Origin of the sequence: Streptomyces sp. YS415 (assembly GCF_023544665.1) — a bacterium.
Classification (GTDB): domain Bacteria; phylum Actinomycetota; class Actinomycetes; order Streptomycetales; family Streptomycetaceae; genus Streptomyces.
On the sequence record NZ_JAMJFL010000039.1, the window covers coordinates 38,335 to 50,216 of the forward strand.

The following is an 11,882-nucleotide window of genomic DNA, read 5'->3' on the forward strand; positions in this document are numbered from 1 at the left end:
CCACTGACGTTTCCGTTCGGTTGTCGGGGCTGACTTGCGTAGATCCCTCCGGCACGCCGGATCCATGAGATATGCGCAGGGTGGTGGTCTCACGCCGCAGGGCCAGGCCGCGCGGGACCACGTGCGCATGCTGGCCGCCGATGGCTTTGGCGCAGGGTGAGAAGAACACGGTGATCGCGAAGGAACTGCGGGTCAGCGTCCGGTCGGTGGAACGGTGGCGCCGGGCCTGGCGTGAGGGAAGCCGACAGGCCCTGCACCCGTCGGGCCCGGCCAAGCGACCGAAGATCGGCGATACCCAATTCGCCGTTCTCAAGCCGTTGTTGCTGGCCGGCGCGATGGCTCAGGGCTGGGCGGATGAGCGGTGGACGCTTGCGCGGGTCTGGCTGCTGATCGCAGATGAGCTGGAGTGTCGTTGTCGGTCCGCGGCGTGTGGGAGTTGTTGCGGAGGCATGGCTGGTCGTGGCAGCAGCCTGCCCGGCGGGCCATCGAGCGGGACGAGGCGGCGGTGGCCGGGTGGGTGAAGGAGACCTGGCCCCGGGCAAAGCCACTTCCACGACTTCGACTGGGACGTCGTTCCCGCTCTGCTGAAGCGTGCCGAGAAGAACCTCAACGTGGCGCGTACAACCCTGCGTTATGTCACCGTGCGCGCTGCTGACGAAACCTTCCACACCCCACTGGGCCTGGGCGTTTACCTCTCTGACGACTACGCCTCCGGGTACCTCGACGCCGACCTCAAAGGCACAGTCACCCGCGTCGTACCCGCCGAGAACTGACATCACAACCACCCGGCCGCACTGCCGGCGGCGGCACGAAAGAGAGCGGTGGTGGGCCCTCTGCTCGCGGAGTACGGCCGGGAAGGGTCCGAGGCCGTGGAAGTCGCGCGCGACTTCCAGCCAAGAGGCAGGGCGGATTTGGAAACAGCTTCTGCCTCGCTGTCACCCATCTGGCCTGCCCTGATGGTAGGGCAAACGCACTCCGGCGAAGGTGGAGTGGGCTTCGCCCGTCCATGCAGGCCAAGCCCTTCCGCCCGACCTTGAGGGAGCTTCGCCATGTCTGAACGCAACACCGCCATCCGCAGCCTGCACGATCTCGGTCTAGCTGCCTGGTTCGGGGGCTCGCTGATGGGAGCGGTCGGCCTCAACGGCGCGGCCCAGGACGAAGGAGGCACGGAGCTGAGCCGAGACCGGATCTCCTCGTCGGGCTGGGCGAAGTGGACGCCAGTCAACGCCGCCGCGATCGGGGCGCACCTGTTCGGCGGTGGCGGGCTGCTCGCCATGAACGCGCACCGTGTCGCCACCCAGCAGGGCATGGGCGCCTCCACCGCGGCCAAGACCGTCCTCACCGCAGCGGCTCTGGCGGCAACCGCCTACGCCCGCCTCCTGGGCAAGAAGGTCGAGCTGGCCTCCTCCACCGATCCCGACGACGCCGAGAAGGCGGCCAAGCATCCGATCGACCTCGACAAGGCGCGGCGGCAGCTGGCCAACGCGCAATGGGCGGTACCGGCCCTGACGGGGTGCCTGGTCGTGCTCAACGCCCTGCACGGCGAACAGCAGCGCCCGAGTGAACAACTGCCCGGCATGTGGGAGCGAGCCCGCTCCGCGGCCCACCTGATGTCGTAGACCTCGCTGGGGGCAATGGAAGTGACCGCCAGCCGTAGGCAGCCGGGGCTGACCGCGACCACGTAGGTGGTGACCAGCGCCTCGGCTGACCTTGGCGGCGAGGACTTCGTCCTGTGGCTGTACGGGAGGCAATGCCATTCATCTGGACCGTCGCCACCGCACCTCAGGAAGTCGACGGCCCCCGGTTTCCGAGGGGAAGACCAGGGGCCACCTGTCACGACGGGACGGTCATGAAAGCCGGCGGTTCCCAGCCCCACGCGGTGCTGGACCAGGACGACGAGACGGTGCCAATCCCCCCGCCGCTTTGCGCCCTGCGCCCTCTACGTGTGCGCGGCGGCGTCGCTGGGGGTGTCGGAAGGGTTGCCGGATGGCTGCCGGGACACGCGCTCCCCCTTCGTCAGCGAGGCGCACCTGCTACGCGGCTTGCTGTTCATGTGCCGACGGCGGTAACACCGAACATCAGGGTCCGGCGGCTGATGTCATAGTGCACGGTCGGTGTGCTGCGCAGGAGGTCCTGCAGCACGTCGGCGTCGTCGACGTCTACGGTCAGCACCTCCTCCCAGGCACCTTCGTCCAGCACAAGCTGCAGGGTGAGCGTGCCCCGGGCAGCGGGCTCACCGGCAACCCAAGTGAACTGGTAATGACTGAGCTGGCGCACCTTGATGCTGTCGTCCGTGACGGGTTGCGCCACCTTGGGCGTAGCATCTCTGGGCATGATGGCTCTCCTCGCATGGGGGATGTGGGCGACGGCTGCAATACAGGACATGGCTGTCTCTGCGGCCGCGGGCTACTGAACTCAGACTCAGGGTGACCGGCGGCACCCGCCAGGCGAGGCGCCCACTTGGCCGAGTTCCGTCCCTCAGATCTGAAGCGGATCAGGGCATCCAGCGGTCCAAGTGGCGTATCACGGCACCGGGTGGAGGTGGACGCTGGCTCGTAAGACGCGGATGGTGTACCAGGCATACACCCACAGGTCCGCGCCGTCAGGAAGGAGACGGACGGCCCGCTTGCACTGCGCTCGGTCGAGCTGATGGACTTCTTCAGGTCGGTCTGACGTGCCGTCAGTGGCGGCCTTGCTGGCCTTCCGATCGCGACGGACCAAACCAACTGACGGGTGCGTTCCTGCCGCCGCCGTGCCATGGACGTCTCGCGCAGTACGGCGCAGGACCACCTCGCGGCGATCACGAGGCCGGGCCCTCGACGGGTGCAGGCCGCGAAGGGCCGTCTTTGGCGGCTCCATGCCCCGCAGCGAGGCCCCGCAGGGTGACCGCGACGACCAGTAGCAGCCCCGCCCCCGCGAAGCGGGCCGGTCCGCAGGCCCAAGCAAGAGCGGTCCGCCCCGCGGGGTCACCCCCATCCACGAGGGACGGGAGTACTCTCATCGTGGGCCAGCTCGACACAGCCGTCACCGCTGCCGTCTTCGCCGCTGTGCTCGTCGCGCACAGTGTCGGGGACCGCTGGGTTATCGCGGTGAAGGCCGTGTCCACCTTCCTTGGTGTCTCGCTTCCGAGGAGAAGTCGACGGGCGCTGTCCGTTCGAGGGTCCGCTCGTGTGTCTCGGTTGGTGGTCGTCGATGTTGCGCCTCGGCGTGCACTCCTGGGGGTGATGGCTTGATGCCGACAGCCCCGCCGCTGCCGACCGATGGGCAGCCGGAGCCGTCAGAACCACCTACGCAGCCGAGGTGGCCTGCCGATCAGACTCCGGCGAGACTCTGGATTGCTCCTGACGTCCTCAGCTGGTGCTGTCCTCGACGCCTCCTCGCAGGCCCCACTCATCCAAGCCGGAATAGATCAACGCGGTGCGGTCCCGCGGAAAGGAGAGGGCCTCGGCCTCACCTGTATAAACCGCCACCAGCGAGTCGGCTCCTCGCCACCAGGTGTCGGCCAGTCCCATCACTTCGCGCACCGGCTCGAACCCGTCCAGCACGATGCCATCGACATCGTCGCCGGTGACCTTGATGATCTGCGTTGCCCACATGGACGCGTGGTGGGTCAGTGCGAGCGACTCCACCCAGCCTTCGACGGTGGCATGGAGAGGCACCCACTGATCTGAGCGAATGCCGAACTCGCCAGAAGGCCCGATCCAGAACCCGTACGGGACCGCGCTCCTCTGCATCCCAGCCTCGAACCACCAACCTTCAGATTCAGAGCCTTCGGGGGAGTCTGCTTCGAGGTACCTCGGGCCGCCGTCGTACTGAGATGCGGGTGGTAGGACCAGACCGCCCCAGCGCTCCTCATAAGCCGCCATCCGGTCGATGACCGCCGCCGGGATGTCTCGCTCAAGCCACCACTGTCTGTGGTCCTCGACGTGCCTGACGCCGACTTTGACTCCGTGCACTGAGACGAAGGATCGAGCTCGTAGAGTCAGGCCGTCGGGCACATCGTTGAAGAGATTGAGATTCACCGGAAGGACGCTACCGAGTAGCCCAGGGACAGCAGGCTCCGGCCCCCTGTGCTTCCTGTGGCACTGTGTCCCGGTCGAGCTGGAGGCATGGACCTCATTGCCCCATTCCGCACGCCCGAGTATCGGAACCTACCGACATGGATGGTCCTGATCGGCAGTGGCAGGTTCGCGACGAACCCGCAGAGCCGAAGAAAGCAGCGACAAGCTGGGTGCAGGCCAGCTGCCAGGCCGCCACCGAGGGCCTACCCGGATGGCTCGGCCCGCCCGAGGGAATGTCGGTCAGGGTCACGGTCAGCCTTCGCTATGGCCGCTCGCAGTGAGATCCACCCATATCCACGGCTTGTGCTCCCACGTACGCACGCCGGCTATGACGAGGTCAACAATCTCCCCAATATGAGGCAACTCCTGGGCAGGGCGCTGCACTCGGGGTTCGCTGCCGCAGCGAATCACGTCCAGTGAGGCGCCCACAGGTTCGTACCCGCTGAGCTCTGCCGTGAGCCCCCAGGGCTGATGGCTCGTGATGGTGGCTTGGACTGTGTCGCCTTCACGGAGCTCGCTGAGTGGTCGTCTTGATTCATCTGCCATGGCGGCATCATCTCGTTCGCCGTCGACCTGCTCGTCGGCCGGGGCGCGGAAGGTCTTGGTGCGGCTGACGGAGGCCGGTGTCGTGGCGCGGCATCGTAAGGCGACGGCCGACGCGGATGAAGGGGCCGTGGCCGGGTGTTGCTGCTGCCGGTGGCCCGCGCGTTCGGCCATGCCGTGGCTCCTGTGGAGTCTGGGCAGAATGCCGCAACCGTGCTTTCGCAGCGTCCCGATGATGCAGTCGGGATCTTGCTCCTGATCAGGGGGACAACGCCGCTGGTACGCGGGGGAGTTGCGGTGCAGAGGGGTGGTGGAAGTGGGCGATTGGGAGCGTCCCGATGGTCAGAGCTCCACACACACCACGATATCCGCTGCTGTATCCGCCGGACGCATGGGACGTGTCGTCCATGCTGGCACTGTCCGTCCCGGAGATTGACTACCGGCAGGGAGGAGGCCGGGGAGAGGCGAACGGTCTGGATGCTGCACGCTGACGGATCGTGGGCTCGTGCCACGGCGACCGGCTACCTGGACTCACTCACCGTGCACCAGGGCGGCTTGCCGCTGTGCGGGGCGCGGGCTCGGATCGACCCGGACGGCACGCTCACCCTCTCGCGCGGAGCATGGTCGCTGACCGTGGAGTGACCCCCTAGCCTCCTCAGGGCCCCGCTCGTCCGCTTCACCCGTGGCGGATGGGCGGGTCCTGTTGTTGCGATTGAGGGCCGGCACGGACCGAGCCCGTCGCCTCCACCCGCACCGTCAGCGCGACCTACGGCGAAGCGAGGTGTGGAGCAACCCCGGCCGTCTTCAGGGCTCGCTCCGCAGTTCCGTGACGGAGTTCGCGACTATTCGGCGTTCCGGAGGCCGGCTTCGGTGACGCGCCGGTGGTACTCGGCCTCAGCAGCCATGTCCAGGAAGGTCACTGGGTTCCATCGGGCCCGGTCGTAACCCTCGCTCTCACGCCAGGGGCGCACGATGCCGCAGAGTTGGTTCCAGTACTCCGCGATCATGGTGAGCCGTCGCTTCTTCTCAACGATCCGCTCGTCCTCGGTCGGCGAAGGGCTCGGAGCGGGCGGTCGGGCCGGGCGGGTGCGGAGACGCACTTTGCGGGGGCCTCGGATTTCTGACTCGATCGCCAGCACGAGGGCGGACACAGCTTCAGTGAGGGCTACGGCCGTTCGGTGCTCCTCCGTGCCGTCATCGTGGACGCGTTCCAGTGACTCCAGACGCGGCATCAGAAAATCTATGATCGCCCAGGCGTCGACCGCCGTGACGTCCGCGGCATGGTGCAGCGTGCGCTCCGGATCGGTGCTCACCAGCGGAGTTCCCCTTGTCGGTATGGGCGTCGGCCGCTTAGAGATGGGATGCAGCTGAGATTGATCATTCGTAACAGCCTGACTGTAAGCGACGTACCGGATGACCGTCGATCCTCCTCCTGACTTAAGTGGGGCCAACTCGAGCCGCCCGGGCGGGGCCGAACGGCATCGCAGCCAATGACGTGTACGCGGGTGAGGGCGGGTTGCGCCTGGGGTGAGGGCCTTGTCCCACAGCGAGTCGGCGGGGATCATGACCGCGTGCAACGCCGAGAGGGACTCCACGAACTGCTCTCATGCGCCGGACTCACGGTTGTCGAGGACGTGCGCCCGGGCAGTCTGTTCCCGCCGGAGGCCGGCTGGCGGATTGCGCGGGGGATCGCGGCGCCGGACGGCGCGGTCCGGGAAGCGCTCGACGCCGAGTGGTGGGGCCGCCTTGCAGGTGCCGACGGCGAGTTTCTGGTGGCCGTCTTCGGACATCGGATCGGCGGCAACGACTCCTGGTGGACCCGGGTCCGCTCCGCCGGCGGCGGTGTGCCGGGGCTGACAGGTGACCTCGGGTTCGTGGCGCTCTCCCTTGACGGGCGGGTGCTGCTGGCGGAGGTGCCCGGCGGGGACGGGCCTCGGGTGACGGCCCTCGACCGACTGCCGGAGCGGCTGGAGGAGGCCGCCGCGGCCGCGGGGCGCGAGACGGAGGTTGAGCGCGCCGAGGTGTGGGCGGCGGTGCCTGGCCGGCCGGCATGGCCTTTGCACTGGGCGGAGGGGATCGGGTCCAATCCGGCCGCGCCGGACGATTTGCTGATCCGGCTGCTGGATGTGGAGGCGGGCTTCCTGCACGGCTGCGACCGGCCCGCCGTGCTCGACGCCGCCGTGGCGCATCCCGATCCGCGGGTGCGCTCGAGGCCCGCGGACACCTTCCGGTCCAAGCTCACGTTTGATCAGTGGGTACGCCTGGTCCGCGCCGAACCGTCGCCGAGCCGGCGCGTGCTCTGGGCCGAGCGGGCCTGCGCCTGGGGCGTCGAGCTGCCCGGGGACCTGTACGACGACCTCCTCGCCGGCCCGTCCCGCGCTCAGGCCGCCGAACTCCCGGGCCTGCTCGCACACCACCTCCCCGGCCTCGCGGCCGACGCCGATCCCCGGGTGCGGGCGAGTGTCTGCGCCCGGTGGGAAGACCTCGCCGCGCCGCTGCGGGCGCGGCTGCTGGCCGACACCGACGACGCGGTGCGTACGGCGGCGCTGCTCGCCCACCACACCGGCGTCCCCATGCCTCGCGAGGTCTTTGCCGCGCTGTCCGCGCCCCGGCGCGCGCTTGAACAGTGCCGTCTCTCGTCCGAGCTGGAGGCGGAGCTGGTCCGGGGCGGGGACGCGGAGGTACGCCGAGCGCTGGCCGCCAACCCGCGGCTCAGTGCCCACAGTGTCGCCGTCCTGGCGGAGGACCCATACGACGACATCCGCTCGGCGGTGGCACTGCGGCCCGACCTCACCGAAGAGCAGCGTGCCGTGGTGCGCTACGACTTCGACCCGACGTCGATGTCGCGCACTGTGCCCTGGGTCGAGGGCCTGCACGGCGACGCCGACGCGATGCGCCGCCTCGCCGTATCGTCCCATCCGCTCATCCGTCGAAGCGTGGCCCGTGCCCGGCATCTTCCACCGGACGTCGTGGAGCGCCTGGCTCGGGACGAGGACCGTACGGTCCGCTTGTTCCTCGCCGAATCGTGCGATGACGCGCCGGCCGAGATGCTGCTGCAAGTCTGGCGCTGGTGGGACGGCAGCTTCACCCACCCCGACCGCCCCCGCAGCCACCCCAACTTCCCCCGTACACGCCTGCTGCGCTACGCCGACGACCCCGCTGGGCGGATGCGCCGCCTGGCCCTGGACGATCCGAAGTCCACACCTGCCGACGTCGCACGCCTCGCCCGCGACCCAGACGCCGAGGTGCGCCGCCGCGCGGCCGAGGACACCCGGCTGTCACCGGCCGACGCGGTGCGGCTGCTGAGCGACCCAGCAGCCCACGTCCGCGGGGCCGCGATGCGCAATCCGCGGCTGCCAGCCCGCGTCCTTGCCGGACTGCTGCACGACCGCGACACGGCATGCGCGGCGGTCACCAATCCGGCGATCCCGGTCCCCGTCCTGCACCGCATCCTGGCCGCGGCCGCGGCAGCCGTGACAGCCCGGCGCTGAACACCGCCATCCCGCCGGGCGGCCGTGGCGGTACGACTCTGAACTCCGGCACACCCCGCCCGGGCGGCTCGAGCTAGCCCTGCACCGCGGCCTGATGCGGAGCAAGGAGCCATATGGCCCGCCGGTAGAGACTGGAGCGCGGCGAGCTTGTTCTCCCACGTCTCCTCGCCTCGGGCGCCCACCCGCACGCCTGGAGGCATCCCACGCTCCGGTTGTCCGGCCTGTCACCAACAGGCTGGCACGGGAGGCCCACTGTCGCCCGCGTTTCCACCGTGGATGCCGTCCGTACGGCGGTCGAGACCGGGCCGACGGGCTGCTCCACGTTCCCCACGGTTCGACCCCGCACCGGGGAGATCACACCACTCGTCGAGGAGTCAGGCCTGGTCAGCGTCTTGTGTGACGAGACGATCGCCGAGCTCGTCGACAAGTGCGAGGTGGCGAAGGAGTATGTGAACAACGCTGTCGGAAGCTGGAGTGAGGAAGCAAGGAACATGGCTTCGTGATGGAGCATCGCCTGCTCGGACCCGTCGAGATGCGCGTCGACGGGCGCTTCGTCGACCTGGGGCCCCCACAGCGCCGACGCCTACGGCAACTCCTGGCCCTGCGGCTCCTGAAGGCGGCCGTCGCCGCGCGACGTGCAGCGATGGCCGGTTTCACAAGCCGTGGGGCTGTGCGGGGGAGAGGTGGCTGGCCTCTCCATACCGGCCATCGTGTGGCGTCTGGCCCGCCGCGAGTTCGTCGATCCCTTCAACCAGAGGCTCGCCACTGGTCCCCCTCGATTCGTCAAGGGCATAGACGCTCACACAGCTCAATCGGCTCCCGCAGCTCTTGCCGGAGGAGGCACCTGAGTGATCGGCGCCCAATTTGCAGTCGAACGGGATCAGGCGCCTACGGTCCCTGCGGCAGACGCAGGGACTCATGACGTGCTCCAGCAGGAGCAACCGGGGATTCGTGAACCCGACGCTCTAGGCTGGCCGTTACGCACCTCGGCACGTGAGTGCCGGCGGATCAGTGAGCGTTTCCAGCGTTGACGCTCCAGGGTGAGGACGGCAGCGGAGATGACGCTCATGCGGTTGGGGCTGCAGCGGCTCCGGCGGAAGATGCGCCAGGACTTCAGTCTCGAGACGCTTCGTTCAACCGGTCCTCGTGCCGCTGACAGGGCCCGGTTGATCGTCTGCTGTGTCGCGGTGAGGTCCTGGTGTGGAAGGCATCTGATCGGCGTGGTCACCCAGGAGCCGGCCCCGATGTAGGCACGGCCGACGAGGACCGGAACGCCTTGGCGTTCGCAGATCCGGATGATGCGGCGGGTGCGGGCCGCGTGCGTGGTCGTGGGTGCGTCCGGGCAGTGCGGGCGAGATCCACAGCAGCTTGCCCGCAGGGTCGGCGATGACCTGCAGGTTCACGCCGTGGCGGCGGTGCTTCTGGGAGAAGTCGGCCCTGCTGTCACCGACCCGGTCGCACTCGGCGAGAGTGCCGTCGAGCAGGACGTGCGTGGGATCCGTTTCCCGTAGGACACGTAGCAGTCCGGGCGCTCGTCGGGACAGGTGACCGATGACGGCGCTGACGTAGGCGTTGGCGGTGCCGACGGATATGCCGAAACCGGCGGCGATCTGCGCGAGGGTGTCGTGCCGGCGAAGGTAGACCAGACCGACGAGAGCACGCTGGTGGGGCGGGAGCTTGCAGCGGCGGTCACCCTCACGGGTGACGAAGAGCATGGTTACCCACTCGAGGCAGGTCGAGTGCGGCAGGACAGGGAACCAACGAGGCTTCTGCGCTGATGAGTTGAGACGTCGAACACCTCTCTCAACGGCACAGGAGCCTCGTGCGTTGCGGAAGACGAGCCCGTCACCCGACCGGTGGCCACTCTGAAAGCGCTCAGTAATTGTCAAGACTTGTGGATGACGTGGCGCGCGTTCGACCGTCGGCATCGCGGGGCGTCGAGGTGCGATATTGCGCAGGTGAGCCCCGGCAGGTCGCGCCGGGGCTCATTGGGAGTGGTTTGTCAGCGATTCATCAGTACGAAGACGCCCCACCCGAGGTATTCGCGCTGGTACCTAGCGTGCTGGACGGGTGCCGCAACGAGTTCCGCACGCATCTCATCGGTTAGCTCGTCGTCGGGGTTGGCATCCAGCCAGCGGCGGATGTTGAGCCACTGCGCCGCGGCATACCGGTCCCAACTGTCCTGGTCGGCAAGGACCATTTCGACGACGTCACAGCCCAGGGCGCCGAACTGTTCCAACAGTTCCGGCAGCGGGAGCAGGTCGTCCTTGCCAGCCATGTGGCAGCCCTCGACGGTGGCCTGGTTCTGGGGCTCGTGGCGCCAGTACGGTTCGCCGATCAGCATCATGCCGCCGGGAAGGAGACTGCGCCGCAGGAGTTCGACGGTGCCCGCCACGCCGGGGCCGATCCAGGTGGCGCCGACACAGGCGGTGATGCCGACCGGATCGTCGGCGACGTAACCTGATGCGTCCGCGTGCACGAAGTCGACCTGGTCGGCGACGTCCAGTTCCGAGGCCCGCGCGCGGGCGGCGTCGAGGAAGACGGTGCTGATGTCCACCCCGGTGCCGGTCACACCGTGATCGCGTGCCCAGGTGCACAGCATCTCGCCCTTGCCACAGGCGAGGTCGAGCATGCGAGTGCCTGGTGACGGGCTGATGGCCTGCCCTAGTAGGGCTTGGTCATCTTCGTAGTGGTGTGGGTATGTCGCGGTGGCAGGCGGGGCAGGCGCCGGTCCAGGTGGCGAGGAGGGTCTGCAGTTCGCGGACCACTTGGTAGAGGCTCAGGCCTGCGCGGTGTCTTTTGGGTCTGGTGCCAGTCGTTGCAGGGTGCAAAAGGCGTGGGCGGCGGAGACGAGGGTGACGTGGTGGTGCCATCCGTTGAAGGTGCGGCCTTCGAAGTGGGCCAGTCCCAGGGCCTGTTTCATCTCGCGGTAGTCGTGCTCGATGCGCCAGCGGAGCTTGGCCAGCCGCACCAGCGTGGCCAGTGGCATGCCGGAGGGCAGGTTCGAGAGCCAGAACTGGACCGGCTCGGGCTCGGTCGCGGGCCATTCCGCCAGCAGCCACCGCTCGGGCAGTTCAGGATCGTCGCCTGCCTTGCGGAGGCCGCGGCCGGCCGGGCGGACCCTGAGGGCGACGAACCGCGAATACATGCGCTTGAAGCCGCTTCGGCTCTTGCCCGGCCGGGAGCCTTCCCGCCACGACACCGGCCGCGCGGCCGTCCTCCCGGCCGCGATGACCAGGTCTTTCATGGTCTGCGCGGGCTCGGGGTACTGCGCTTTCGGCAGGCGGCCGGTGCCCGCATAGGCGGGCTGCACGGGTTGGGCGTCGGCGGGCTGGGCGGTATGTCGGGAAGAAATCCCCACCGCATAGGGCAGCTTGCGTTCCTCCAGGCCCAGCCGGAAGGCGGCGGCATCGCCGTATCCGGCGTCCGCGACGACCAGGGGGACGTCGATGCCCCACGACCGGGTCTCGTCGATCATGTCCAGGGCCAGCTGCCACTTCTCCACATGCCCCACCTGGGCGGGAATCCCGCACCGGCCGCGGCGGGCAATCTTGACCGGGTCGGCCTCCGGCGCGTCGGGATCCCAGGATGCCGGCAGGAACCGTCGCCAGTTGACGGCCGCGGAGGCACGGTCGTGGGCCAGGTGCAGCGAGACGCCCACCTGGCAGTTGGTGACCTTGCCCGCGGTGCCGGTGTACTGCCGCGACACACACGCCGAAGCATCCCCGTCCTTCAAAAAGCCGGTGTCGTCGACGATCAACGCCTCGGGGCTGATCGCCTCGTGCAT

General features: G+C 68.6%; 11 protein-coding genes and 2 pseudogenes. 6 read left to right on the forward strand and 7 right to left on the reverse strand.

From position 1 onward, the window contains the following. Positions 1-140: 140 nt before the first annotated feature. From M8H82_RS32750 to M8H82_RS32765, 4 genes are all read left to right on the forward strand, one after another. Positions 141-521: a helix-turn-helix domain-containing protein gene (locus M8H82_RS32750; RefSeq protein WP_250078740.1), complete on the forward strand. Its 381-nt coding sequence runs from the start codon at positions 141-143 to the stop codon at positions 519-521. Then, positions 428-655 carry a winged helix-turn-helix domain-containing protein gene (locus M8H82_RS32755; protein ID WP_250078741.1) on the forward strand — a complete coding sequence of 76 codons (228 nt, stop codon included), beginning with the start codon at positions 428-430 and terminating at the stop codon, positions 653-655. Before M8H82_RS32750 ends, M8H82_RS32755 begins: the two co-directional genes overlap by 94 nt. Then, positions 612-773, forward strand: a complete 162-nt coding sequence (locus M8H82_RS32760) for a hypothetical protein (protein WP_250078752.1) — start codon at positions 612-614, stop codon at positions 771-773. Before M8H82_RS32755 ends, M8H82_RS32760 begins: the two co-directional genes overlap by 44 nt. A 276-nt stretch (positions 774-1,049) precedes the next feature. After that, positions 1,050-1,619, forward strand: a complete 570-nt coding sequence (locus tag M8H82_RS32765; protein WP_250078742.1) for a hypothetical protein — start codon at positions 1,050-1,052, stop codon at positions 1,617-1,619. Between the two features lie 430 nt (positions 1,620-2,049). On the opposite strand, the gene M8H82_RS32770 is transcribed toward M8H82_RS32765, so the two are convergent. From M8H82_RS32770 to M8H82_RS32780, 3 genes are all read right to left on the reverse strand, one after another. Next, positions 2,050-2,334 carry a hypothetical protein gene (locus M8H82_RS32770; RefSeq protein WP_250078743.1) on the reverse strand — a complete coding sequence of 95 codons (285 nt, stop codon included), beginning with the start codon at positions 2,332-2,334 and terminating at the stop codon, positions 2,050-2,052. Between the two features lie 1,016 nt (positions 2,335-3,350). After that, on the reverse strand, positions 3,351-4,022 hold the full coding sequence (locus M8H82_RS32775) for a hypothetical protein (protein ID WP_250078744.1): 672 nt from the start codon (positions 4,020-4,022) through the stop codon (positions 3,351-3,353). Between the two features lie 291 nt (positions 4,023-4,313). Beyond that, positions 4,314-4,778 carry a hypothetical protein gene (locus tag M8H82_RS32780; RefSeq protein WP_250078745.1) on the reverse strand — a complete coding sequence of 155 codons (465 nt, stop codon included), beginning with the start codon at positions 4,776-4,778 and terminating at the stop codon, positions 4,314-4,316. A gap of 303 nt (positions 4,779-5,081) precedes the next feature. Between M8H82_RS32780 and M8H82_RS32785 the strand changes: the two genes are divergently transcribed. After that, positions 5,082-5,246 carry a hypothetical protein gene (locus tag M8H82_RS32785; RefSeq protein WP_250078746.1) on the forward strand — a complete coding sequence of 55 codons (165 nt, stop codon included), beginning with the start codon at positions 5,082-5,084 and terminating at the stop codon, positions 5,244-5,246. A 200-nt stretch (positions 5,247-5,446) separates the two neighbouring features. Here the strand turns inward: M8H82_RS32785 and M8H82_RS32790 are convergent, their stop codons facing one another. Next, a complete protein-coding gene (locus M8H82_RS32790) occupies positions 5,447-5,917 on the reverse strand; it encodes a hypothetical protein (protein ID WP_250078747.1) in 471 nt (156 codons plus the stop codon). 258 nt (positions 5,918-6,175) lie between these two features. Between M8H82_RS32790 and M8H82_RS32795 the strand changes: the two genes are divergently transcribed. Then, a complete protein-coding gene (locus M8H82_RS32795; protein WP_250078748.1) occupies positions 6,176-8,095 on the forward strand; it encodes a hypothetical protein in 1,920 nt (639 codons plus the stop codon). Positions 8,096-9,119: 1,024 nt separating this feature from the next. On the opposite strand, the pseudogene M8H82_RS32800 reads toward M8H82_RS32795, so the two are convergent. From M8H82_RS32800 to M8H82_RS32810, 3 genes and pseudogenes are all read right to left on the reverse strand, one after another. Beyond that, positions 9,120-9,856, reverse strand: a pseudogene (locus M8H82_RS32800) (transposase family protein); the annotation flags it as partial. Positions 9,857-10,097: 241 nt separating this feature from the next. Beyond that, positions 10,098-10,769 (reverse strand): annotated as a pseudogene (locus M8H82_RS32805) (cyclopropane-fatty-acyl-phospholipid synthase family protein); the annotation flags it as partial. A 105-nt stretch (positions 10,770-10,874) separates the two neighbouring features. Next, positions 10,875-11,882: IS701 family transposase (locus M8H82_RS32810; protein WP_250078749.1), on the reverse strand; the 1,008-nt coding region annotated here is incomplete at its 5' end.